15 protein-coding genes are annotated in these 23465 nt (G+C 74.7%); 10 read left to right on the top strand and 5 right to left on the bottom strand.

Features of this window, described 5'->3' with window-relative positions; all coding sequences use genetic code 11:
- Positions 1 to 70: 70 nt before the first annotated feature.
- Genes ACFXMG_RS03970 through ACFXMG_RS03960 form a run of 3 tightly spaced genes read left to right on the top strand, consistent with a single transcriptional unit; the run spans position 71 to position 3278 of the window.
- Entirely contained in the window at positions 71 to 1060 is a 990-nt protein-coding gene (locus tag ACFXMG_RS03970) for a Zn-ribbon domain-containing OB-fold protein (RefSeq protein ID WP_383830914.1), read from the top strand.
- On the top strand, positions 1057 to 2115 hold the full coding sequence (locus ACFXMG_RS03965) for a thiolase domain-containing protein (RefSeq protein ID WP_383830911.1): 1059 nt from the start codon (positions 1057 to 1059) through the stop codon (positions 2113 to 2115). The genes ACFXMG_RS03970 and ACFXMG_RS03965 overlap by 4 nt, the downstream gene beginning before the upstream one ends.
- Positions 2112 to 3278: a thiolase domain-containing protein gene (locus ACFXMG_RS03960; RefSeq protein WP_383830908.1), complete on the top strand. Its 1167-nt coding sequence runs from the start codon at positions 2112 to 2114 to the stop codon at positions 3276 to 3278. Before ACFXMG_RS03965 ends, ACFXMG_RS03960 begins: the two co-directional genes overlap by 4 nt.
- A 6-nt stretch (positions 3279 to 3284) precedes the next feature.
- On the opposite strand, the gene ACFXMG_RS03955 is transcribed toward ACFXMG_RS03960, so the two are convergent.
- Positions 3285 to 5552, bottom strand: a complete 2268-nt coding sequence (locus ACFXMG_RS03955; protein ID WP_384119682.1) for an alpha-N-acetylglucosaminidase — start codon at positions 5550 to 5552, stop codon at positions 3285 to 3287.
- A gap of 314 nt (positions 5553 to 5866) precedes the next feature.
- On the opposite strand from ACFXMG_RS03955, the gene ACFXMG_RS03950 reads away from it, so the two are divergent.
- The 3 genes from ACFXMG_RS03950 (at position 5867) to ACFXMG_RS03940 (ending at position 9853) form a co-directional block, all read left to right on the top strand.
- Positions 5867 to 8893 carry an ATP-binding protein gene (locus ACFXMG_RS03950; RefSeq protein ID WP_383830725.1) on the top strand — a complete coding sequence of 1009 codons (3027 nt, stop codon included), beginning with the start codon at positions 5867 to 5869 and terminating at the stop codon, positions 8891 to 8893.
- A gap of 79 nt (positions 8894 to 8972) precedes the next feature.
- Positions 8973 to 9470 (top strand): hypothetical protein, encoded by a 498-nt coding sequence (locus ACFXMG_RS03945; protein ID WP_030494979.1) that lies wholly within the window; start codon positions 8973 to 8975, stop codon positions 9468 to 9470.
- A 17-nt stretch (positions 9471 to 9487) separates the two neighbouring features.
- Positions 9488 to 9853, top strand: a complete 366-nt coding sequence (locus ACFXMG_RS03940; protein WP_383830721.1) for an RNA-binding S4 domain-containing protein — start codon at positions 9488 to 9490, stop codon at positions 9851 to 9853.
- Positions 9854 to 9908: 55 nt separating this feature from the next.
- Here the strand turns inward: ACFXMG_RS03940 and ACFXMG_RS03935 are convergent, their stop codons facing one another.
- The 3 genes from ACFXMG_RS03935 to ACFXMG_RS03925 form a co-directional block, all read right to left on the bottom strand.
- Positions 9909 to 12137: a germacradienol/geosmin synthase gene (locus ACFXMG_RS03935; protein ID WP_383830718.1), complete on the bottom strand. Its 2229-nt coding sequence runs from the start codon at positions 12135 to 12137 to the stop codon at positions 9909 to 9911.
- Between the two features lie 158 nt (positions 12138 to 12295).
- On the bottom strand, positions 12296 to 14245 hold the full coding sequence (locus ACFXMG_RS03930; protein ID WP_383830715.1) for an N-acetylmuramoyl-L-alanine amidase: 1950 nt from the start codon (positions 14243 to 14245) through the stop codon (positions 12296 to 12298).
- Positions 14246 to 14551: 306 nt separating this feature from the next.
- Positions 14552 to 15688 carry an aminoglycoside phosphotransferase family protein gene (locus tag ACFXMG_RS03925; protein ID WP_383823078.1) on the bottom strand — a complete coding sequence of 379 codons (1137 nt, stop codon included), beginning with the start codon at positions 15686 to 15688 and terminating at the stop codon, positions 14552 to 14554.
- Positions 15689 to 15924: 236 nt separating this feature from the next.
- Between ACFXMG_RS03925 and ACFXMG_RS03920 the strand changes: the two genes are divergently transcribed.
- The gene (locus ACFXMG_RS03920; protein ID WP_383823075.1) at positions 15925 to 17415 is read left to right on the top strand and encodes a hypothetical protein; all 1491 of its coding nucleotides are present in this window, start codon (positions 15925 to 15927) and stop codon (positions 17413 to 17415) included.
- A gap of 89 nt (positions 17416 to 17504) precedes the next feature.
- Here the strand turns inward: ACFXMG_RS03920 and ACFXMG_RS03915 are convergent, their stop codons facing one another.
- A complete protein-coding gene (locus tag ACFXMG_RS03915) occupies positions 17505 to 19007 on the bottom strand; it encodes a PP2C family protein-serine/threonine phosphatase (protein ID WP_383823073.1) in 1503 nt (500 codons plus the stop codon).
- Positions 19008 to 19186: 179 nt separating this feature from the next.
- Between ACFXMG_RS03915 and ACFXMG_RS03910 the strand changes: the two genes are divergently transcribed.
- The 3 genes from ACFXMG_RS03910 to ACFXMG_RS03900 are packed head-to-tail and all read left to right on the top strand — an operon-like array spanning position 19187 to position 23463.
- Positions 19187 to 20662: a hypothetical protein gene (locus tag ACFXMG_RS03910; protein WP_384900037.1), complete on the top strand. Its 1476-nt coding sequence runs from the start codon at positions 19187 to 19189 to the stop codon at positions 20660 to 20662.
- 33 nt (positions 20663 to 20695) lie between these two features.
- Positions 20696 to 22270 (top strand): hypothetical protein, encoded by a 1575-nt coding sequence (locus ACFXMG_RS03905; RefSeq protein WP_383823067.1) that lies wholly within the window; start codon positions 20696 to 20698, stop codon positions 22268 to 22270.
- The gene (locus ACFXMG_RS03900) at positions 22267 to 23463 is read left to right on the top strand and encodes a pyridoxal-phosphate dependent enzyme (protein ID WP_383823065.1); all 1197 of its coding nucleotides are present in this window, start codon (positions 22267 to 22269) and stop codon (positions 23461 to 23463) included. Before ACFXMG_RS03905 ends, ACFXMG_RS03900 begins: the two co-directional genes overlap by 4 nt.
- Positions 23464 to 23465: the final 2 nt, after the last annotated feature.

Here is a 23465-nt window from a genome sequence, read left to right as displayed (position 1 = left end):
CCGCCCCGTACGGCCTCGCCCGCCCGCACCCGCCCCGCCCCACCCCCCCGCCCCACAGAAAGGCCCGCCCATGACCCTCACCCCACCACCCCCCGAGACCCTCCGCGCCCCCCTCGTCGTCGAGTTCCCCTTCACCCGTTCCCTCGGCCCCGTCCAGTCCGCGTTCCTCACCGGTCTGCGCGAGGGCACCGTCCTCGGCGTCCGTACCGAGGCCGGCCGGATCCTCGTCCCGCCCGTGGAGTACGACCCCGAGACCGCCGCCGAGCTGCGCGAACTCTTCGAGGTCGAGCCGACCGGCACCGTCACCACCTGGGCCTGGAACCCGGAGCCCCGCCCCGGCCAGCCGCTCGCCACCCCCTTCGCCTGGGTCCTCGTCCGCCTCGACGGCGCCGACACCGCCCTCCTGCACGCCCTCGATGCCCCCGGCCCCGACGCCGTCCGCACCGGCATGCGCGTCCGGATCCGCTGGGCCGCCGAACGCGCCGGCGCCATCACGGACATCGCCTGCTTCGAACCACACGAGGCCACCACGACCGGCACCGCCCCCGGCCACGCCCCCCGCCCCGAACCCGCCCCGCACACCGGGCAGTTCGACTCCCCCGTCAGCGGCATCGTCGCCCCGGCCCGTCTCGACTACACCTACAGCACCGGCCGCGCACAGACCCGCTACCTCCAGGGGCTCTCCGAGCGCCGTACGGTCGGCGAGCGCTGCCCCTCCTGCGCCAAGGTGTACGTGCCGCCGCGCGGTGCCTGCCCCACCTGCGGCGTCGCCACCACGGACCAGGTCGAGGTCGGCCCCAGCGGCACCGTCACCACCTTCTGCATCGTCAACATCAAGGCGAAGAACCTCGACATCGAGGTCCCCTACGTCTACGCCCACATCGCCCTCGACGGCGCCGGGCTCGCCCTCCATGGCCGGATCGGCGGCATCCCCTACGACCAGGTCCGCATGGGCCTGCGCGTCGAACCCGTGTGGAGCGAGGACGGCCGCTACCCCGACCACTACCGCCCCACCGGTGAACCGGACGCGGACTACGACACGTACAAGGAGCTGCTATGAGCGCCCCCGGCCGGGACGTGGCGATCGTCGCCTTCGCCCAGAGCGACCACCGACGCCGCACCGACGACCTCTCCGAGGTCGAGATGGTGATGCCGGTGCTCCACGAGGTCCTCCGGCAGACCGGCCTGAAGACCTCCGACATCGGCTTCACCTGCTCCGGCTCGTCCGACTACCTCGCGGGCCGCGCCTTCTCCTTCACCATGGCCCTCGACGGCGTCGGCGCCTGGCCGCCGATCTCCGAGTCCCACGTCGAGACGGACGGCGCCTGGGCCCTGTACGAGGCATGGGTGAAGCTGCTGACCGGCGAGGCCGACACCGCCCTCGTCTACTCCTACGGCAAGTCCTCGGCCGGCTCCGTCCGCGACGTCCTGACCCGCCAGCTCGACCCCTACTACGTCGCCCCGCTCTGGCCCGACTCCGTCGCCCTGGCCGCCCTCCAGGCCCAGGCCCTCGTCGACGCGGGCGACACCGACGAGGCGGCCCTCGCCGCGCTCGCCGCCCGCCGCCGCACCGACGCCGCCGCCAACCCGCACGCCCAGGTCACCGGCGCCCGACCGCAGGGCGAGTACGTCGTGGCCCCGCTGCGCACCGGTGACTGCCCGCCGGTCGGCGACGGCGCCGCCGCCGTGATCCTCGCCGCCGGGGACCGGGCCCGGGAGCTGTGCGCGCGGCCCGCCTGGATCCGCGGCATGGACCACCGCATCGAGGCCCACTCGCTCGGCGTCCGCGACCTCACCGACTCGCCGTCCACCCGGCTCGCCGCCGAACGCGCCGGAGCCTTCGAACGGCCCGTGGACACCGCCGAGCTGCACGCGCCCTTCACCTCCCAGGAGGTCGTCCTCGCCAAGGCCCTCGGCCTCGGCGACGGCGTGCGGATCAACCCCTCCGGCGGCGCGCTCGCCGCCAACCCCGTCATGGCCGCCGGACTCGTCCGGCTCGGCGAGGCCGCCGCCGCCGTCCACCGCGGCGACTCCGACCGCGCCCTCGCCCACGCCACCTCCGGGCCCTGCCTCCAGCAGAACCTGGTCGCCGTCCTGGAAGGGGACCCCCGATGAGCAAGGAACCCGTCGCGATCGTCGGCGTCGGCCAGACCAAGCACGTCGCCGCCCGGCACGACGTGTCGATCGCCGGACTCGTCCGCGAGGCCGCCGTGCGGGCCCTCGCCGACGCCGAGCTGACCTGGGCCGACATCGACGCCGTCGTCATCGGCAAGGCGCCCGACTTCTTCGAGGGCGTCATGATGCCGGAGCTGTACCTCGCCGACGCCCTCGGCGCCGTCGGCAAGCCCATGCTCCGCGTCCACACCGCGGGCTCCGTCGGCGGCTCCACCGCCCTCGTCGCCGCCAACCTGGTCGCCGCCCGCGTCCACCGCACCGTCCTCACCCTCGCGTTCGAGAAGCAGTCGGAGTCGAACGCCATGTGGGGCCTGTCCCTGCCGGTCCCCTTCCAGCAGCCGCTGCTCGCCGGAGCCGGCGGCTTCTTCGCCCCGCACGTCCGCGCCTACATGCGCCGCACCGGCGCCCCCGACGCGATCGGCTCCCTCGTCGCGTACAAGGACCGCCGCAACGCCCTCAAGAACCCCTACGCCCACCTCCACGAGCACGACATCACCCTGGAGAAGGTGCGGTCGTCCCCGATGCTGTGGGACCCGATCCGCTACTCGGAGACCTGCCCGTCCTCCGACGGCGCCTGCGCCATGGTCCTCACCGACCGGGCCGGTGCCGGGCGGGCCCCCCGCCCCGCCGCCTGGGTGCACGGCGGTGCCATGCGCAGCGAGCCCACCCTCTTCGCGGGGAAGGACTTCGTCTCGCCCCGGGCGGGCAGCGACTGCGCCGCCGACGTCTACCGGCAGGCCGGGATCACCGACCCGCGCCGGCAGATCGACGCCGTCGAGATGTACGTGCCGTTCTCCTGGTACGAGCCGATGTGGCTGGAGAACCTGGGCTTCGCCGCCGAGGGCGAGGGGTGGAAGCTCACCGAGGCGGGCGTCACCGAACTCGACGGCGACCTGCCCGTGAACCCCTCCGGAGGCGTCCTCTCCACCAACCCGATCGGCGCCTCCGGCATGATCCGCTTCGCCGAGGCGGCCCTCCAGGTGCGCGGCGAGGCGGGCGAGCACCAGGTGGACGGCGCCCGCCGGGCCCTCGGGCACGCCTACGGCGGCGGCGCCCAGTTCTTCTCCATGTGGCTGGTGGGCTCCGAACCGCCGGCCGGCTGAGCCGCCTCAGGCGCGCAGCGCGTCGCGCACCCGCGTCGCCAGCGCCACCGGGTCGCCCTTCGGGGTCACCGGGTAGGAGTCCCGCCGCAGGTTCCAGGCGTTCTCCCAGGAGAACCAGTCGATCGCGGCGGGCGCCCGCCCGGTGACCAGCGAGGTCTCCAGCGCGTCCAGGTAGGCCCCCCAGCGGGGCGCGTAGAAGCCCGACACGAGGCCCGACCACTCGCGGTTGGCGTAGTCGTGGAGCCCCGCCTCGCTGCCCGCCCGGTGCCCCCACGTGGTGAGGAGCGAGCGGGCGTCGAACTCCAGGGTGGCCTTCTCCTGGTCGGTACGCGCCCACGCGCGGGCGCCCTCCAGCCACGGACCGAGCAGGAACCGCCGGTCGGTGGCGAGGACCGCGTCGAGCAGCGTCATCGACGCGCGCCACTCGGCGGCCCGCGCCCGGAAGGCGGTCAGGTCCTTCGCCTCGTACGCCGCCTTGATGCGGGGCAGCAGCACCCGGCTGCGGTTGGTGAGCGCCTGCCGGGCGGTGTCCACCAGGTCGAAGCGGTACGCGTCGGTGGTCCGCAGCGCCGGCGCCACCTGCAACAGCTCGTCCAGCGCCCGCTCGACGGTCGCCGCGTCGTACCGCATCGCCTTCGGCCCCCAGGAGGCCGCGGTCCGCACGGTCAGGCTCGGCCGGGCCGTGAAGAGGCTGTCCTGCGACTCGCTCCAGCCGTTCGACGCGGTGCCGTACGGGCCCTTCCGCAGCCACTCCCACGCCTTGGCCGCGTGCGGGTCGGCGGCGCCGTAGCGGCGGTCCGCGTACCGCGCGAACCAGTCGGCGTGGTCCACCGGGGTGTCCCGCCAGGCCAGTTCGGTGAAGAGGGAGAAGGTCACCGGGTTCGCGGAGGTGGCCTCCGGGAGGAAGGCGATGCCCTTCAGCGCGCTGTCCCGCTTCGTCCGCCACGCCTCGAACCGCTCCGTCCACACCGAGGTGTTGGCGCCGATCGTGGTGTGCCCGCCGAAGTTGGGGATGGTGCCGAAGGCGTACGGCGCCCCGGCCCAGGCCGTCTCCCGGTCCAGGTTGTCGTACCGGTCGGAGAGGCCGTCCACCACGAGCAGCCGCGAGGTGTCGACGCCCGCGAGGAGTTCGGCCTTCGGGTTGCGCTGCCAGCCGAGCAGCACCCAGGTCGCCCCCGGCCGGGCGTCGTCCAGGGTCTCCATCACCCGGGCGGCGGCCTCCCCGACCGGCACGTCACCCGGGTTCCCGCCCTCGTGCAGCAGGTCCATCTTGTACATGGTGCTGGTGCCGAGCAGCCGCGCCTGGTGCCGGTAGAACGCCGAGGCGACCTTCGGGAAGAGCGGCCCGCGCGGATCCAGCCAGTCCGGCCGGGTGAAACCGATCCACCGCCCCTGCGGCACCACCCGGCCCGTCGCGTTGCGCTCCGTGAAGCCCGGCGGCACCGTGCCGAAGTACCCCGGCAGCACGGCCGTCATGCCCAGCTCCCGCAGCCGGTCCACGATCCGCTTGCCCAGCGCCGCCCGCCGGGCGATCAGCTGGTCGGTGACCGGGCCGCCGAACGACGCCATGTTCTGCATCAGCCACCACGGCTGGTGCGCGGGCCCCGGGATCCACTCCCGCAGCTCCGCGCTCGTGTAGCCGAACTCCTGGAACGCCGCGTGGTAGGCGGCCTCCGCGCCCATCTGCACGAACACCTCGTTCACCCCGTGCAGGGCGAGGAGGTCGATCTGCCGTTCGTACGCCGCCCAGTCCCGGTACGCCCCCGAGTACCCGTCGTCCGTGTCGTTGAGCGCGAACCGGTGCGGCACCGACGCCGACCGGCTCACCGTGCCGGAGGGCGCGGGCAGCGTGGCCGGCAGCGCCGCGACGCTGTCGCCGGGCGAACCGAGGTCCACGCCGGCCGTGTAGGCGAGGTACCAGTGCACCCCGCGCAGCAGCACCGCCGGCGTGCTGCCGGTGACGACGATCCGTCCCGTCGACCCCGACACCGTGAACCGGTCGCCGGAGCCGGACCGGGGCACCAGGGCCAGCTCGAACTGCCCGGCGTGCCGGGGCAGCAGCCGCACCAGCGCGGCCCGCGCCGCGCCCACCGAGTACGGCGCCGCCGCCGGGGCGCCCGCCGCGCCGGCGGCGGGGGCGGTGGACTCCGGAGCGCTCCCCTCGGCGGCGGCCGGCGCCGAGGAGGGGAGCCCGGTCAGCACGGTGGCGCACAGGGCGAGGGAGCACGCCGAGCGGGCGGCCCAGGCCCGCGCACGGAAAATCGGAGGTCGCATGTTCGGCCATCCCCATCGTCGGGACCGTACGACGATCATGATCTGACCGTCCGTCATATGGGAGTATCCGCAGGCACCCCGGTCAAGGACGACACGCTTCGCGCGCGCCTTCGCCGACTCCGCACATCTGTCCGTCGAACACGCCCCGACCTGCGGGTCGCCGGCACCGCCCACCACCCCCAAGACCACCCGAACTGCTTGGAAGAATGCCGTTACACAGGGCTCGTTCCGGCGTACGCTGGACCTTTCGTGGGGTGATCGCCCCGGCGCCTGGACCGTGCGCCGGGCGTGCGCCCCCTGTGTGGGGGTGGAACGTGGCACGACAGGACGGCAGGCCGGCCCGCCTGGGCTTCGGCCTCTTCGAACGCGAAGCCGCGCTCGACGCCGCCGAGGACGCGCTGGACCAGCTCACCGGTCTCGCGGTCGAGCCCCCGTCCCCGCCCGAGCACGTGCCCGCCCCGCGTGACGCCCGCGTCGTCCCCCTCCACGCCGCCCGGTCGGCCGACGCCCCGCGCCCCGTCGAAGCGCCCACCGCGCGCGGTGGCGTCCTCGTCTACGCCGCGCCCGCCGGACTCGGCAAGACCACCCTCCTCGCCGAGATCCGCCGCCGCGCCGGAGCCCGCGGCTGTACGGTCCTCTCCGCCCGCGGCGGCGACCAGGAACAGCGCGTCGCCTTCCACGTCGCCCGCCAGCTCCTCCAGCCCCAGCTCGCCCACGCCTCCGACGCCGAACTGCGCGAACGGCTCGGCTCCTGGTACGACATCGTCGGCCCCGCCCTCGGCCTGCGCGCCGCCACCGCCGGCTCCCCGCCCGACCCCCAGGGCCTGCGCGACGGCCTCGACTGGGTCCTCACCCACCTCGCCGTCCGCCGCGCCCCGCTCGTCGTGGTCCTCGACGACGCCCACTGGGCCGACCCCGAGTCCCTCGGCTGGCTCGCCTCCTTCGCGCCGCGCGCCGAGGACCTCCCCATGCTCCTCGTCGTCGCCTACCGGCCCGACGAACTGCCCGACGAGGGCGCCGAGTTCACCGGACACCGGTCAGGACAGCGCCCGCACGGCCTCGCCCCGCTCACCGCCGAAGCCGTCGCCCGCCTCGTCCGCGACCGCGTCGCGGCCCACGCCGACGACGCCTTCTGCCACGACTTCTGGTCCGTCACCTCCGGCAACCCCTTCGAGACCGTCGAACTCGCCGCCAAGGTCCGCGACCGCGGCCTCGACCCCACCGCCGACGGCGCCCACGAACTGCGCGACCTCGCCGCCGCCCTCAAGGGCAGCGGACTCGTCACCCGGCTCGAACGCCTCGGCTCCTCCACCACGCGGCTCGCCTGGGCCTGCGCCGTCCTCGGCACCCAGATCTCGCCCGCGCTCGCCGGATCCCTCGCCGGACTGGGCGACGAGGCCGTCGCCGACTGCGCCGGACAGCTCCGCGAGGCCCGCGTCCTCGCCGACACCGGCGCACCCGGCGGCCCCCTCGAATTCGCCCACCCGCTCATCGCGAGCACCATCTACCGCTCCATCCCCGACGCGATGCGGGTCGCCCTCCACGGGCAGGCCGCCTGGTGCGTCATCGACGCCGGACTCGGCCCCGCCGCCGCGGCCCGCCACCTCCTGGAGACCCACCCCGAGGGCGACCCGTGGGTCGTCACCCAGCTCCGCTCCGCCGCCCGCGAGAACCTCCGCGCGGGCGCCCCCGACGCCGCCCGCCGGCACCTCGCCCGCGCCCTGCGCGAGCCTCCCTCCGCCGACGAGCGCGCCGCCGTCCTCTTCGAGCTCAGCTCCGCCTCGCTCCTCACCGAGCCCGCCACCACCGTGAACCACCTGCGCGCCGCCCTGGAGGAGCCCATCTCCGACCCGGTGCTGCGCCACGGCATCGTCTACCGCCTCTCCCAGGTCCTCGCCCACAGCGACCGCCTCGTCGAGGCGTCCGAGCTGCTGGAGCGCGAGACCCGGGGAACCACCGACCCCCGCAGCCGCCTCCGCATGCAGGCCGAGCGGTTCATGTGGGACGCCCTCCGGTCCGACGAGCCCGAATCGCCCGCCCGGTCCCGCCGCCTCGCGACCCTCGCCGACCGGCTCACCGGCCGCGACCTCACCGAGCGCTACATCATCGGCCTGCGCGCCTGGGACGCCACCCTGCGCGCCGAACCGGCCACCGTCGCCCTCCACCACGCCGAGCGGGCCCTCGAAGGCGGCCTGAGCTGGGCCGACGAGAGCCGCGGCTTCGAGGTCCCCGTCCTCGTCGCCCTCATCCACCTCTACGCCGACCGGCCCGGCCGCGCCGAGGAGCTCTTCGCCGCCGGCACCGCCGAGTTCGAGAAGCAGGGCTGGCGCGGCGCCCACCTCTCCTTCGCGTACACCCTTCTGGGGTACATCCGCTTCCGGCGCGGCCGGCTCATGGAGGCCGAGGACTTCGCCCGCGCCGGACTCCGCCTCGCCGAGCGCGTCGGCCCCCGCACCCCCGCCCTCTGGTACGCGACCGGCGTCATGATCGAGGTCCTGCTCGCCCGGGGCCGTACGGAGGAGGCCGAGCGGGTCGCCCGCGACCACGACTTCGGCGAGCCCTTCCCGGCCACCGTCACCATCCCCGACTGCGAGACCGTCCACGCGGAACTGCTGCTCGCCACCGGCCGGGCCGAGGAGGCCGCCGCCGCGCTGGCCGACATCGGCCGCCGTCTGGAGCCGCGCGGCAAGCGCAACCCGTCGTGCAGCCCCTGGCAGCTCCACCTCGCCCTCGCCGAGGCCGCCACCACCTCCCCGGCCAAGGCGCTCGTCACCGCCCAGGACGCCGTCGCCCGCGCCCGCCAGTACGGCGCGCCCTCCGCGATCGGCCAGGCGCTCCGGGTCACCGCAGAGGTCTCCGAGGGCGCCGAGCGGATCAAGCTCCTGGAGGAGTCCGTCGACTGGCTGGACCAGTCCCCGGCCGCGTACGAGCTGGCCCGCTCCCTGGTCGCCCTCGGCGCGGCGCTCCGCAGGACCGAACGCCACGCCGAAGCCGCCGAGCACCTCTACCGGGGCCTGGAGACCGCCCAGGACTGCGGCGCCGACGGCCTCGTCGAGGAGGCCAGGGCCGAGCTGGCCGCCGCGGGACTGCGCCCGCGCGCCCTGCACACCGCCGACGGCAACTCGCTCACCGCGCGTGAGCGGGCCGCCGCCGGGGCCACCGTCCGCGGCCAGGACCCGGCCGCCGTCCTCGGCGTCGACCCCGTCACCGCCGCCCGGCTGCTGTCCGCCGTCTACCGCAAGCTGGGCACCGACCGCTCCGGCCTCGCCCACGCCCTCGGCGACTCCGGTGCGCCGGACGAGGCGGAGGAGACGCCCGGGGCGGCCGATCCGGTGGACTGAGCCCCCGGGCGGGTCCGTACGGCCCCGGAAGGGCGGAGCCCGGCGCCACACCGCGCGCCCGGGCACGTACCATGGCCGTATGTCCTTCCTCCGCCGCCGCAGCGCCACTCCCGCTGGCCCGGACTTCGACGTCCTCGCCATGGACCCGGGCGACTGGCCCGGCAATCTCGGCGCCGGTCTGCTCCCCGCTCCCGACGGTTCCTGCCAGGGCGTCTTCCTGCGCTACGACCTCTTCGGCGGCCGCGGCCCCGCGATGATCATCGGCAACCTCCCGGAGGGCTCCCCGGCCCGGGAGCTCGCCGAGGGCCAGATCCCCTTCGAGGTCGCCCAGCTCCTCGCCGCCCTCGAGAACGACGAGCCGGTCGAGGTCCTCGACACCGAGGACGTCCCCGTGATGCAGGGCGACAACCTCCTCATCGTGCGGCGCCTCAAGCTCTCCGAGAGCCGCATCTCCTGCGTCCAGTTCGACCGCAGCGACAACGTCCTGGTGACGATCGCCAGTTGGGACCGGCCGATCACCGACGACCTCTACGCGCTGCTGAAGCCTCTGCCCGCCGAGCTGTTCCAGCAGGGCTGAGCGGGAGCGGGGGTCCGATGAGCGCACGCGTCGACGCCTGGATCTGGGCCGTCCGGCTGACCAAGACCCGCTCCCAGGCCGCCGCGGCCTGCCGGGCGGGCCACGTCAAGGTCAACGGCGAGCGGGCCAAGCCCGCCCAGCCGGTGAAGCCGGGCGACGAGGTCCGCGTCTACCAGACGGGCCGTGAGCGGATCGTCGAGGTCAAGCAGCCGCTGACCAAGCGGGTCGGCCCGCCGGCCGCCGCCGAGGCGTACGTGGACAACAGCCCGCCCCCGCCGCCGCGCGAGCACGTCGCCCTCGCCGCCGTCCGCGACCGCGGCGCGGGCCGCCCCACCAAGCGCGACCGCCGCGAACTCGACGAGCTGCGCGGCCGCCCCTCCTAGCGCACGACGACCGGCGGAAGGGCCGCCCCGGAACCCGGGGCGGCCCTTCCGCGTGTCAGGACGGAACGCCGGCGAAGGCGCTCGCGACCCGCGCCGCCGTGGTGCCGAGGCCCTGCGGCACCCTCCAGTCGGGCACCGGGGCCGTCTCCTCGGCGCGCTCCCGCAGCAGCGGCGTCCCGGCGCCCGCGCGCACGTCCCCGGAGCCGTACCGCCGCACGCTCCGATGCCAGTGCAGGACGCCCGCGAGCCAGTCCTCCAGCTCCCGCAGCCGCGCCTCGAAGGCCGCCCTGCCGTCCTCGTCGAGCTCGAAGTGGGCGTACATCAGCGGCACTTCACGCTGCTTCAGGTGCTCGTACTGGCGCAGCCGCCCGCGCATCAGCTCGTGCACCATGCCGGCGGCCGTGTCCCGGTCGACGTCGAAGAACCTCTCCAGGACGAGCACGCCGTTGTGCAGCTCGCCCTCCACCTCGACCTCCTTCTGGTACGAGAAGAGGTCGTTGACGAGCGCACCGTAGTCCGCCACCGCGTTCTCCAGGGCGCGGACGGTGCCCGAGCGGTACAGCGCGTCCGGCAGCGTGCCGTCCCCGCGCAGCCGGCCCATCAGCATGGTCAGTTCGGAGCCGAAGGTGCTGCGGCGCATCTCGACGTAGTCGACCGGGTCGGGCACGCGGTGCTGCGCCTGGTTGTGCAGCTCCCACATCCAGCTCTCCAGCATCGCGTCGAGCGCGGTCCACAGCGCGGTACGGGCCTCCGGCCCCATCGGCCCGGCGGTCCGCGCCCACACGTCCGCGAGCGCCCGCTCCAGCGGGTTCCCGGCGAACTCGGCGGCGGAGGCGGGGTCGTCGACCGGCAGGCACGCCTTCAGCCGGGCGGTCTGCGCCCGCGCGCCGACCAGGTCGCGGGGGCGGCCGAAGACCATCGGGTAGTAGTCGTCGGCGTAGGTTCCCCAGGTCAGCCAGAGGGCGCTGAGCTCCAGCTCCTCCAGGGTGGCGTCGGGGTCGATGCCGGCCGAGCAGAGGGCGAGGTCGAAGCCCTCCATCATGGGCCGGTCCCAGATGTCGTCGAGCAGCCCCATCGCGTCGGCCCAGTCCTCGGAGCGCAGCTTGGCCTCCTGGTGATGCGGGCTGAGGGCGAGCGGGTAGGGGAGCGCGAAGTCGGGCAGCGGGGAGGGGCCGACGATCCGGTGCGGGGTGTGGGTGAGGCTGCGCAGCCGGGCCTCGGCGGGCCGGCCGCCGAGCAGGCTCCGGATGTCGAGGACCCCGGTGCCGAGCGCCGGGGCGTCGGCGGCGACCATGCCCTCGTTCATGTACCGGCTGGAGCGCATGTGCCACTCGTGGCCGCCGGACTGCCAGTCCTGGAGGCCCTTGGTGTACGCGCCGATCGCCGCGCACTCCAGCGGCGTGAGGCCCTCCCGCACGGCGAGGGCGGGTACTTCGGTGAGGGCGGTGTTCTCGAACTGCTGGAGCCGTGAGGTCAGCAGGTCGTTGACGGCCTCGGCGGCCTGCTGGGTGGAGCAGCCGAGGAAGTGCTCCAGGACGAGCACGCCGTTGCTGTTCTCGCCCTCGTCCTCGACCTCGCGCTGGTACGAGAAGAGGTCGTTGCGCAGGTGGACGGCGTCCGAGAAGGCGTCGCGCAGCACCCGCAGCGGGCGCGCGTGCGCGACCCGGTCGGGGACCTCGGCCCCGGCGGCGTACTCCACGAGTCCGGCGGACCAGGGGGCGCCGCCGACCTTGCGGCGCATCTCGATGTATTCGAGGGGGTTGGCGATCCGGCCCTCGTTGATGTTGTCGAGCTCCCACAGGGACTCGTAGAGGAGGGCCTCGGTGGCCTCGGCGAAGCGCAGGCGCCAGCCGTCGGACATCGCGGGGACGGTGCGCCGCCACAGGTCGGCGAGCCCGGCCTCGACGGGGTTGACCGGCTCGGGCATGCCGGTGGCGGGGTCAGCCGGCATGAAGTGCGGCAGCCGGTCGAGGTAGTCCTTGCTGCCGGCCCGGTCCTGGGTGCGCTTGAAGACCTCCAGGAAGTGGTCGTCGAAGAAGAAGACCCACGTGTACCAGTCGGTGACGAGGTTCAGCGTCTCCTCGTCGCAGTCCGGGTGGGTGTAGGCGCACAGGAGCGCGTAGTCGTGCGCGTCGAGGTCGGCCGTCTCCCAGACCCCCGAGCCCTCCAGCATCCCCATCGCGCGGGCCCAGTCCCGGGTGTGTGTCCGGGCGGCCTCCACATGGGTATTGAGGCGCGCCGGATACGGGACATAGAAATCCGGCATGACGAAGGGCTGAGGCATGTGCGGACGGGCCTTTCCGGAGGAGGGTGCTGTTCCGGCCCAGCCTTACCCCTGCCCCGGTGCCCGAACCCGGGGTCAGGAATAGTCATATGAGCACAGGAAAGGGTGGTGCCGGGCGGGAACTCCGGCACCACCCCACGCCTTTCGGCCAAGCCCGCTCAGCCCCGGGAAACCCGCACGTCAGCGGCCTTCACAAAGGCGATCCGATGGCCGAACTGAATCTGGTAGTACTCCTCCTGCCCCCGCACGACCCGATGGTTCGTGCTGTCGAACACCGGTGCGTAGTAGTACTCGCCGGGCGTCTTGAGGCCCACCACGTACTCCTGCCCCGCGAGCAGCCGGTACGGCAGCGGCGACACCGCCTGCACCGGCACCCCCGCCGGATACGCCGACGCCTCCGGATAGGCCCGCCCGTACACCGGCACCTCCGCCAGCCCCTCCCGAGGAGTGAGCACCAGCCCCCGCGCGTTCACCGCCGTCGGCCCGTCCTTCGGGTTGTGGAACCACGCCTTCTGCCCGAGGTACCAGATCGCCGTCCAGTCGCCCAGACGCTCCGCCACCGCGTAGCTCTGCCCCGTCGTCGCCCGCGCCCCGGTGTCGTTGACCCCGGTCGTCGAGTCCTGCCCACCCGGCCGCAGTCCGATGTCCTTCACCAGCGGCGCGTCGGCGCTCGGCCCGGTGTGCAGGCGCACGGCACCGCTCCCGTGCGGCGCGCACGCCTCCCCGGCCGTCGCGCACCCCGTGTACACCGGCCGGTTCTCCCCGTACTCCGGCCGGATCGTCACCACGCCCGCCCGCGGGCCCGCGCTCGGCGTCAGCGGCCGGCCGAGCAGCCGGAAGTAGTGCGCCCAGTCCCAGTACGGACCCGGGTCGGTGTGCATCCCCCGGATCGACGACGTCACCGTCCCCGGCACGTTGTCGTGCCCGATCACGTGCTGCCGGTCCAGCGGGATGTCGTACCGCTTCGCCAGGTACCGCACGAGCCGCGCCGAGCTCCGGTACATCGCCTCCGTGTACCAGGAGTCCGGGGCCGTCAGGAAGCCCTCGTGCTCCAGGCCCACCGACTTGGCGTTCACGTACCAGTTCCCGGCGTGCCAGCCGACGTCCTTCAGCGGCAGGTGCTGGGCGACGTGCCCGTCCGAGGAGCGCAGCGAGTACTGCCAGGAGACGTACGTAGGGTCCTGCACCAGCTTCAGGGTGACGTCCCAGGTGGCCTCGGTGTCGTGGACCACGATGTAGTCGATCTTCTGCGAGACCGGCCGGTCCGCCTTGTCGTGGTTGCCGTAGTCGCCCTCGCCGAACTCCTCGTACGGCGCCGGGATCCACTCGCACGCCACCGTCCTCGGGCACTCCACCGGCCCCCGCGCGGGCGCGCGCAGCCCGAGCCCGGCCACCTGGCCCGTCTCCGGCGCCACCGCCGGAGCGGCCCGCAGCGCGACCCGTTGCCCGCTGTCTGTGACCCGCGCCTCGCCCGTCCGGATCACGTCGAACACGTCGTTCGCGTACGCCGCCGCCGTGGCCGTGTCGTCGGCGCCCGAGTAGCGGGCCACCGCCCCGTACCAGTCGGCCGCGTCCGGGCTCGGCGCGAGCCCGGACTCCCGCTGGGCCGCCGCGAGCAGCGCCGCGCCGCCCTCGATGTTCGCCGCCGTCGACGTCCGCAGCTCCTCCGCCGGGATCCCGGAGAGCGCCGACGCCCGCTCCAGCGTCCGCAGCCGCGCGGGCAGCTGCTCCGGCGCCGGCAGCGCCGCCTCGGCCCCGGTGCGGGCCGGGCGGGACGCGTCGCCGCGCGCGTCCTCGCCGTCCTCCGAGTGGTGCGGTACGGAACGGGCCAGCGCCGTCGCCGTGTCGGTGAGGTGCATCGGCCCGTAGCCGCCGGTCACACTGGGCGCGCCGGCGTGGCCGTCCCAGCGCGACTGGAGGTACGCGACCGCGAGCAGCACGTTCTCGGGCACGCCGTGGCGCTCGGCCGCCGCCGCGAACTGGCGCTGGAGCGAGTCCGCCACCGGCGCGTCGGCACCGGCCGGCGGCGCGCCCGACAGCAGCGGGAGGAGCAGGGCCGCCGACGCGGCGACGGAGAGCACACGACCTCGGGACGCGGAACGGAGCAAGGCGGCCTCCAGGGGCGGGGGGTGACACGGGGGCGTGCGGGACCGAACCCGTACAGGGGTAGCGGCTCCCGGACCATCCGTCAATCACCCCTCACCGCACGCGAGTTCCCACGTCAGCGCGGTCGTGAGGGCCGAACGGGGCGACTTTCGCGGTGACGGCCCGCCCACCGGCGGCGCGTCGGTGGTCTCGACCAATGAGGCCCACCCGCGCGCCCCCGGGACGCGCCGGGAAACGGGGAAGCGCCGCGCTCCCGGTGTGTCGGCACCGGGTGCGCGGCGCACACCCCCGTCTCGCGGCGGGAACCCTCAGCGCGTCCCGACCGCCGCGCGCACGGCCCGCCGCGCCATGGCGCAGTCGTCGTGCAGCCTCCTCAGCAGCAGCCGCTGCTCCTCCCCGGGGGCGAGCGCCCCCGAGGCCACCGGCACCGAACCCGCCGGCGGAGCCTCCTTGATGGTCCGCTGCACGGCCGTCTCGTACGTACGGATCTCCCGCGTCAGCACGATCATCAGGTTCACCAGGAAGGCGTCCCGGGACGCCGGGCCCTGCTGCTGTGCCATCTGGCTGATCTGCCGCCGCGCCAGCGGAGCCTCACCGAGCACCGTCCACAGTGTCGCCAGGTCGTAGCCGGGCAGGTACCAGCCGGCGTGCTCCCAGTCGACCAGGACCGGACCGGCGGGGGAGAGGAGGATGTTGGAGAGCAGGGCGTCACCGTGACAGAACTGCCCCATCCCCTGCCGCCCGCCCGCGTGCGCCAGGCCGTGCAGCAGCTTCTGGAGGTCGTCCCGGTCCCGGTCGGTGAAGAGACCCAGCTCGTGGTAGCGCGAGATCCTCGCCGCGTAGTCCAGCGGCGCGTCGAAGGTCCCGGCCGGCGGCCGCCAGGCGTTGAGCCGGGCGATCGCCCCGAGCGCCGCCCGCACGTCGGCCCGCGGCGGGGCCTCCACGGGGTGGCGCGAGAGCGCCGCGGCCCGCCCGGGCATCCGCTCGATCACCAGCGTGCAGTTCTCCGGGTCCGCGGCGATCAGCCGCGGCGCGCGCACCGGCGGACGGTGGCGGACGAAGGAGCGGTAGGAAGCTATCTCGTGCCGGAACCGCTCGACCCACGCGGGGGAGTGGTCCAGTAAACACTTCGCCACCGCCGTGGTGCGTCCGGTCGTCCCGACGATCAGGACCGACCGGCCGCTGCGCCGCAGCACCTGCACCGGGTTGAACTCCGGGCAGATCCGCTGCACCGAGGCGATGGCGACCTTCAGCTGCGCCCCCTGCGGACCGGAGAGGTCGATCCTGCCGCTCACCTGGGCACCGGTTCCGGTGCCGGTCCCGGCCGCCCAGGACCGCGGACGGACGGGCCGCTGCGCGGGGGCGAGGTACGGTCCGGCACCGGCCGGCACCAGGCGGGTCCCCGGCCGGGGCGGGGCGGACACGGAGGACGATGCTGTGTACATGGAGGTGACAGATCCCTTCGTGTGCCGACGAATCGCGTGCGTCGCCCCCGCCCGCTTCCGGTCCGCACCCTGGGGAAAATGAGGGCCGGTCGACGGGGCGGGGTGGCGCATACCTACCTGACACCCGCGCGCGGGTGGCGGAACATCGAGCGCACCCTGGCGAACCCTGGCGAATAGTCGCCAGCCCTATGACAGGGGGTTACTGTCAACTCAGCCGAGAACCTGGGGGCTTAGACGTGACAGGACAGACCAACACCCGCCTGGCGGACCTCTTCGGCCTCGCCGGCTGGTCCAAGGGCGAACTCGCGAGACTGGTCAACCGGCAGGCGGCGGCCATGGGCCACCCCCAGCTGTCGACCGACACCTCGCGGGTACGGCGCTGGATCGACAGGGGAGAGACCCCGCGCGATCCCGTACCCCGGGTGCTGGCCGCCCTGTTCACCGAGCGACTCGGTCGTGTCGTGACCATCGAGGACCTCGGGTTCGTACGACGCGGGCGTGCCGGAACACGGCAGGCCGTCAGGAACAAGGACGAGAACCCTGACGGAATGCCCTGGGCTCCCGACCGTACGGCTGCGGTCCTCACCGAATTCACGGGAATGGACCTCATGCTCAACCGACGTGGCCTGATGGGCGCGGGGATCGCGCTCACCGCCGGCTCCGCACTCAACAGCTCCCTGAACGACTGGCTCCGGACCGAGCCCTCCCGCCCGGCCGCGGCGCCCCGCGCCACCGATCCGTACCACGCCGACCCCGCCGGCTTCGACCGCTACGAGGCCGCCCCCATCGGCTCGGAGGAGATCGAGGCGCTGGAGCAGTCGGTCAAGATCTTCCGCGCCTGGGACGCCTCCCGGGGCGGCGGCCTCCAGCGCAAGGCGGTGGTCGGCCAGCTCAACGAGGTCGGCGGCATGCTCGCGTACCGCCACGCCGACCACCTCCAGCGCCGGCTGTGGGACGTCGCCGCCAACCTCGCCGTCCTGGCCGGCTGGATGTCCCACGACGTGGGCCTCGAACCCACCGCGCAGCGCTACTTCCTCATCGCCGCCCACGCCGCCCGCGAGAGCGGCGACCGGCCCCGCGCGGGCGAGGCGCTCTCCCGCGCGGCCCGCCAGATGGTCCACCTGGGCCGCCCCGACGACGCCCTCGACCTGATGGAGCTGGCCAAGTCCGGTGCGGGCGAACGCCTGTTGCCGCGCACCCAGGCGATGTTCCACACCATCGAGGCGTGGGCGCAGGCGTCGATGGGCCGGGGGCAGGCGATGCGCCGCACCCTGGGCGAGGCCGAGGACCTCTTCGTCTCCGACAAGGCCGAGGAGACGCCGAGCTGGATGCAGAGCTTCGACGAGGCCGACATGCACGGCATGCAGGCCCTCGCCTACCGCACGCTCGCCGATCACGACCCGAGCGCGGCGGCCACCGCCCAGCACCACGCGCGGCTCGCCCTTGACCTGCGGCGCGACGGGCACGACCGCTCGAAGCTCTTCGACCACATCTCGATGGCCTCGGCGTGCTTCATCGCCGACGACCCGGAGCAGGCCGACCGCTACGCCCGGCTCGCCCTGATCTCCATGGGCGAGACCTCCTCGCACCGGACCTGGCACCGCCTGCGCGAGATGTACCGGCTCACCGGCCAGTACGCGGGCTACTCGAAGATCGAGGACCTGCGGGCCGAGCTGGAGGTCGAGCTGCCGCGGTCGCCGGAGTCCCCGAGAACGGGGCAGGTCTGAGACGGGGCTCCGGCCCGCCCTGCGTACGGGGTCCCGCGTGGCGGGGTCACGGCTGCCGTGGCGCCTTTCCAGGAGCCGACGTCGCCGTCTCAGGATCCGACGCGGACGACCATCAGGCAGGCGTCGTCCTCGCGTGCCTCCTCGCCGAACTCCTCCAGGACCGTCCGCAGGCACTCCTGCGCGTCCCGTGCCTCCGCCAGCCGGGGGGCGAGGGCGAGCAGCCGTGCGACGGAGGTCTCGTCGTCGACGGGGCCGGCCGTGCGGGTCAGTCCGTCGGTGTGGAGCACGAGCACGTCGCCGGGGTGGAGCCGGGTCTCGGTCTCCCCGTACGCGAGCCTGGGTGTGGCCCCGAGGAGTACGCCCTCCGGGCGGCGCAGCGGACGGCCCGTCCCGTCGCGGAACAGCAGCGGGGCGGGGTGTCCGGCCTGCGCCCAGGTGAGCGTCTGCGCCACCGGGTCGTAGCGGCAGCACATCGCGCTGCCGAGCGCGGGCTGGCCCGAGCTGTCCAGGAGCTGGTTGAGGTGGCCCATGAGGGCGCCGGGCCGGATGCCGGCCACGGCCATGCCGCGCAGCGCGCCGAGCAGCATCGCCATCGAGGACGTCGCCGCCACGCCGTGGCCGGTGAGGTCGCCGACGGTGAGCAGGGCGTCGCCGGAGGGCAGGGCGAGGGCGTCGTACCAGTCGCCGCCGATCAGGCCGGTGGAGGCGGCGGGGAGGTAGTGTCCGGCGACGTCGAGCGGGGCGGGGCCGTCGTGGGCGAAGCGGAGCGAGCCGCGCCAGGGCGGCAGGACGGCTTCCTGGAGCTCGACGGCGACGCGGCGCTCGGTGCGCTCGACCTGCCGGCTGTGCTCCAGGCTGTCCCGGCTCTCGCGGACGGCGCGCTCGCTGCGGCGCAGTTCGCTGACGTCCCTTAAGACGGCCCACATGGAGGCGGTGCAGCCGTCGGTGTCGAGCACCGGCTCGCCGGTCATGTGCACGGTGCGGACCTTGGCGTCGGTGCGGACGATCCGGAACTCGCCGTCGATCGGCTTCCCGTCGATCAGGCAGTCCGTCACCATCGCCTGGAGCCGGGGCTGGTCCTCGGAGAAGACGACGGTCGGCATCTCGTCGAGCGACATGGGGCCCAGTTCGCGCGGACGTCCGAAGATCTGGAACAGTTCTTCGGACCAGCTCACCTCGTCGGTCAGCAGGTTCCACTCGGCGCTGCCGACGCGGGTGAGGAGCGAACCGGTGCGGGCCGGGGCCTCGCCGTACGCGGCGCCGGCGTCACTGGTGAACGAGCCGTCGAAGACGGAGGCGTCCTCCCCGGGCGCGGCGTCCTCGGGCGCGGGGTCCTGCCGGGCGGGCAGCGTCACCGCCGGCGCGCCGCCCCGGAGCAGTCCGAACTGCGCGCGCAGATCGTCGAGTTGATGCATCGCCAGATCGCAGAGCGTGCGCTGCCAGCGCTGCTGGGGATCGTCGTCGTGGGCTGCGGCGTCCCGGCGGACGGCGTCGACCTCGCCGCGCAGACGGCTCGTCTGCGAGATCAGCGCGTCCACGGCACCCGGCTCCGGCGGCTGGGCGGGGTGGTCCGCGAACAGAGGGGACGGCATGTCGTACTCCGATACAGGCGCGGCGCGGCCCGAGTGGGAAAGGGGCCTGGAGACGACTGTGGCACAGGGTCCGAGCGGCCGTAAGGGATTTGGCAACACTCGATCCGGTGGTGCTTCTGGCATATGCCTGAGGCCCGGCCGTTATCGGCCACGACACAACGAGTTACGGTGCACGTGTGGTGAGCGACGAGTCGAACGGTACGGCGGGCGCGGTGGGTACGGACACGGGGGAGGCGGCGGTGGCTACGGGCCCGTCGGGCATGGGTGCGGCGGGCACGGCGGGTACGAGCACGGGCACGGCGGTGCTGCTGGCCGCGGCGCCCGCGGGGCGCGGGCGCGTGATGGACGCGGCCTCGGTGCTGCCCGTGCTCGCGGCGGTGCCGCCCGGCGTGCTCACCGGCACGGCGACCGCGACGCTCGTCGAACTCGCGGACCCCATCGACCCGCAGACCGTCCTCACGCGGCTGCGCGCCGCCGCGCAGGCCCCCGGACCGCTGGTCCTCTACCTCGCGGGCCAGCTCCACCTGGACCGCCGCCAGCAGCTTCCCCATCTCGCCCTGGCCCGCAGCACCTCGGCCGCCCTCCGCTACACCGCCCTGCCCTGGCACTGGCTCGCGGAGGCGGCCGCCTCCCGTCCGGCCGGGACGACGACGGTCGTCGCGGACCTCGTCGCCGACCCGGAGGCATGGGCCCGCCTCGGCACCGGCCCGGAACTGCTGCGCCTGAACCCGGCCCCCACGCTCTACGCCCGCGTCACCCCGTCCCCGCGCCGGGGCGAGCCGGCCACCCCCGACTACCTCCGCGCCTGGGCCGACCAGTGGCGCGCCGGCGCCCGCCTCCCCTTCCCCGCCCTGCACGCGGAGGCGGTCGTCCGTACGCAGGGCGCGCAGGCGCTGTTCTTCGCGCCGGGCGGTCAGCCGGGGGCGCCGTCGGTGGCTGTGCCTGTGCCGGTGCCTGTCGCTGCCCTTGCGTCGGTGGTCGCTCCCGTTCCTGTTCCCGTCCCTGCTCCTGTTCCCGTCTCTGTGCCCGTGCCCGTTCCCGTTCCGGTGGGGCCTCCGGCCCTGCCCGCGGGGTTCGCGGCGGCTGCGCCCGAGGCGTCCGAACTCTCTTCCGGGACCATGAAGTTGGTTCCTGCCAAGGCGAAGAGCGCCCCGAGCCCGGTCCTGGAGAAGGCCGTCCCGCCGATGCCTCCGGCCCCTCCCGCCGCGCCGTCCGCGATACAACCGGAGGAACCGGCCGCGGCACATGATCCGCATCCCGCGATCCTGTCGGCCGCCATGGCGGGGCGGCATGCCGAGGCGGCGGAGATGGCGGCGGCTTGGGAGCGGGACGCGTTGCGGCGGTTCGGGCCCCGGTCGGGGGAGGCGGTGCACTGGATGGAGGTGCGGGCGGACCTCGCGCGGCTCGCGGGGGAGCCCGCCCGTAGTTGCGAGCTGTGGCTCGCGGTCGCCGAGGCGCGGCTCGGGCTGCGGCAGCAGCCGGACGACCGGGACGTCGAGGGGGCGGTGGACCGGGCGCACCACCAGTGGGAGCAGATCACCGACGCGGCCCGTGCCCGCGCGCTCGGCCCGACCCTGGTAGCCCTGCGCCGGCGCGTCCCGGGCCGCCGCCCGGGAGCCCTGGAGGCCCTGCGCCGCCGCATGCACTCCCGCTGACCGGGCCCCGGCCCACCCCGACAGGAAGTTCCGATGTCCCCCTCCTCGCTCCCCGAGTCCTGGCTCCGGGGGGTCGCCGCCAACCCGGCAGCCCCGTCCGACGTCCTGATACGCCTGCTCGACCAGGCCGGACGCCCGGCCTGGCAGACCCTCTGCGAGGAGCGGGACCTTCCCCCGGACGTCGTCGACGCGGTCGTCGCGCACCCGGACCGGGCCGTCCGCCGCCTGTTCGCCCACAACCCCCACGTCGCGCCCGCCCAGCGGGGCAGGCTGGTCCGCGATCCCTCCGGCCTCGTGCGGGCCGGACTCGCCGGCGGCCCCCGGCCGAAGCCCCGCAGGGCGCGGCCCCTGCCGGACGCCGTGCTCGAAGCCCTCCTGACGGCGGAGGAGGCGGGCGAGGACAACATGGTCACGGCGGCCGAGGTCGTGGGGGAGCTGGTCTCCTCGCGCCAGATCCCGCTGTCCTTCTGGCGCGGGCTGCACGATCACCCGCGTCCCGAGCTCCGGCGCATGGGCATGGACCACCTGTGGCGCGGACTCGGCCCCGTACAGCGCGCCGCCCTGCTCGCCGATCCGGATCCCGGCGTACGGGCGGCGGCCGCACGCCGGGTCAGGGACATGGACCCCGTCGCCATGGAGGCCGATCTGCCGGAGCGGGACTGTCACCACCGGCGGGGGCTGCTCACCAACTACCCCGTCACCGACGCCGTGGCCGAGGCGTGTCTCGCCGGCGGGCGGGACCTGTGGGCCCTCGCGCAGAACCGCCACACGCCGTTCTTCGCCGTCGTCCGCCTCGCCCGCGACCCGGACCCCGAGGTACGGGAACGCGTGGCGGCCAGGGCGGACCTGGACGCGGCGCTCCTGGCGGAACTGGCCGAGGACCCGGACGAGTCCGTCCGGACGCGGGCGGTGACGCACCCGCTGCCCCGCACCTGGGCCGAGCGCGACGCCATCGACGGCGTGACGGGATGGCACGCCGTGGACTGCGACTGTCCGATCGCCGAGCCGGACGCCTGGCTGACCGACGGGGCGGACGCGAGCTGGTACGCGGCGTGCGCCGTCTCCGAGCACACCGTCCTCCGCCGGGTCGCCGCGAGCCACCCCGCCCTGCCCGCCGCACTGGTCGGGCCGCTGGCCGAGGACCCCGACCCCGAGGTGCGGCACCGGCTCGCCTGCCATCACCCGCTGGCGCCGCCCGAGACCGTCCTCGCCACCTTCGTCGCGCGCCCCCGCCAGCGCGCGCACCTGCTGACCCTGCCGGGGATGCCCCGCACCGGCCTCCGCCACCTGCTCGACCACGAGGACCCGGAGGTCCGCGCCCTCGCCGCCGCCGACCCGGGCCTGGACCCGGCGTCCGTACGGCTGCTCACGGATCCCGACGCGCGGGTGCGCCGGGCGGCCGCCGCCGCCCCGGCCCTGCGCGACGAGGCCGTCCTCGCGGCGCTGCTGGACGACCCCGCGACGGCGGAGGGCGCGGCGGCCAATCCGAACCTGCCGGCCCGCCGTCTCCACGCGCTCCTCGACCTGGCGGGCGTACCCGCCCCCGGCGTCCGCCCGCCGTCACCGCCGCGCGCGGTGGTTCCGTACCCGCAGGAAGGCCCCTCGTGACGTCTCTCGCCCGCGCGCAGCGCTCCCTCGCCGACCCGTCCGTCCGTCACCCGCTGTGGCCGCCGCTGACCGCCGGATGCCCGGTGACGTCCACGGACGAGGTCGCGTACCCGCTGGAGGTCGACTACGACTACGACGCGGTGCCGGCGGAGCTCTTCGCCGGGCCCGCCGCGCACGGGCTTGAGCGGTGGGCGCCCCTGCTGCCCCCGCTGGCCGCGCCGGGGCTGGGGGAGGGGAACACGCCGCTGGTCGAGCTGGCCGACGGGGTGTGGGTGAAGGACGAGTCGCGCAATCCGACGTGGAGCCACAAGGACCGGCTCAACCGCGTGGCGGTGAGCGCCGCCGTGGCCTCCGGCGCGCGGGGCATCGTCGTCTCCTCGTCCGGCAACCACGGCGCCGCGGCCGCCGCGTACGCGGCCCGGGCGGGCCTACCGTGCGCCGTCTTCACCTCGCCGTACGCGCCGCCCGCCGTCGCCTCCCATCTGCGGGCCTACGGCGCGACCGTGCTGACCGTCCCCTACGCCTCCGTACGGCCCCTGATGCGGCGGATCGTCGACGAGCTCGGCTTCCAGTCGGTCAGCAGCGTCACCGACTCCGCGCACACCGGGCACCCGTTCGGCCCGGAGGGGTACAAGACGATCGCGTACGAGATCGCGCTCGCGCTCGGGCGGGCCCCGGCCGCCGTCCATGTCCCCACCGGCTATGGCGAGTTGCTGTTCGGGGTCGCCAAGGGCTTCCAGGAGCTGGCCCGGCTCGGGGTGACCGGTGGCGTGCCCCGCGTGTACGGCGTCGAGCCGTCCGCCGCCGGCGCCCTCACCGAGGCGCTGCGGACCGGTCGTCCTGCCGCCCGTGTGCCCGTCGGCCCGACCGCCGCGTACGCCATCGACTGCGAGGTGAACAGCTACCGGGGCGTGCTGGCCGTCCAACGCACCGGCGGCGCCGCCTGTACGGTGACGGACGATCAGCTGGCGGCGACGCAAGAGGAGTTGGCGGCGCAGGGCATCTGGTGCGAGGCGTCCGCCGCCGCCGGTCTCGCCGGTCTCCGCGCGCACGGACCGGACCCGGCGGACGAGGACGGGCCGGTCGTCTGCGTGGTCACGTCCAGCGGCTACAAGGACGTGGCCACCGGGCGGGAGTCCGTCGCCCCGATGGACCCCGACTGGGACGACATCCGTGGCCTGCTGAAGATCTGACG

Source organism: Streptomyces sp. NPDC059201 (assembly GCF_042754585.1).
Lineage (GTDB): Bacteria > Actinomycetota > Actinomycetes > Streptomycetales > Streptomycetaceae > Streptomyces.
This window is presented reverse-complemented; position numbering and strand designations above follow the sequence as displayed.

What these genes read in the sequence shown, in the direction of transcription:
- ACFXMG_RS03970 (WP_383830914.1), top strand. Translation starts at nt 71, where the DNA reads ATGACCCTCACCCCACCACCCCCCGAGACCCTCCGCGCCCCCCTCGTC.
- ACFXMG_RS03965 (WP_383830911.1), top strand. Translation starts at nt 1,057, where the DNA reads ATGAGCGCCCCCGGCCGGGACGTGGCGATCGTCGCCTTCGCCCAGAGC.
- ACFXMG_RS03960 (WP_383830908.1), top strand. Translation starts at nt 2,112, where the DNA reads ATGAGCAAGGAACCCGTCGCGATCGTCGGCGTCGGCCAGACCAAGCAC.
- ACFXMG_RS03955 (WP_384119682.1), bottom strand. Translation starts at nt 5,552, where the DNA reads ATGCGACCTCCGATTTTCCGTGCGCGGGCCTGGGCCGCCCGCTCGGCG.
- ACFXMG_RS03945 (WP_030494979.1), top strand. Translation starts at nt 8,973, where the DNA reads ATGTCCTTCCTCCGCCGCCGCAGCGCCACTCCCGCTGGCCCGGACTTC.
- ACFXMG_RS03940 (WP_383830721.1), top strand. Translation starts at nt 9,488, where the DNA reads ATGAGCGCACGCGTCGACGCCTGGATCTGGGCCGTCCGGCTGACCAAG.
- ACFXMG_RS03935 (WP_383830718.1), bottom strand. Translation starts at nt 12,137, where the DNA reads ATGCCTCAGCCCTTCGTCATGCCGGATTTCTATGTCCCGTATCCGGCG.
- ACFXMG_RS03925 (WP_383823078.1), bottom strand. Translation starts at nt 15,688, where the DNA reads ATGTACACAGCATCGTCCTCCGTGTCCGCCCCGCCCCGGCCGGGGACC.
- ACFXMG_RS03915 (WP_383823073.1), bottom strand. Translation starts at nt 19,007, where the DNA reads ATGCCGTCCCCTCTGTTCGCGGACCACCCCGCCCAGCCGCCGGAGCCG.
- ACFXMG_RS03905 (WP_383823067.1), top strand. Translation starts at nt 20,696, where the DNA reads ATGTCCCCCTCCTCGCTCCCCGAGTCCTGGCTCCGGGGGGTCGCCGCC.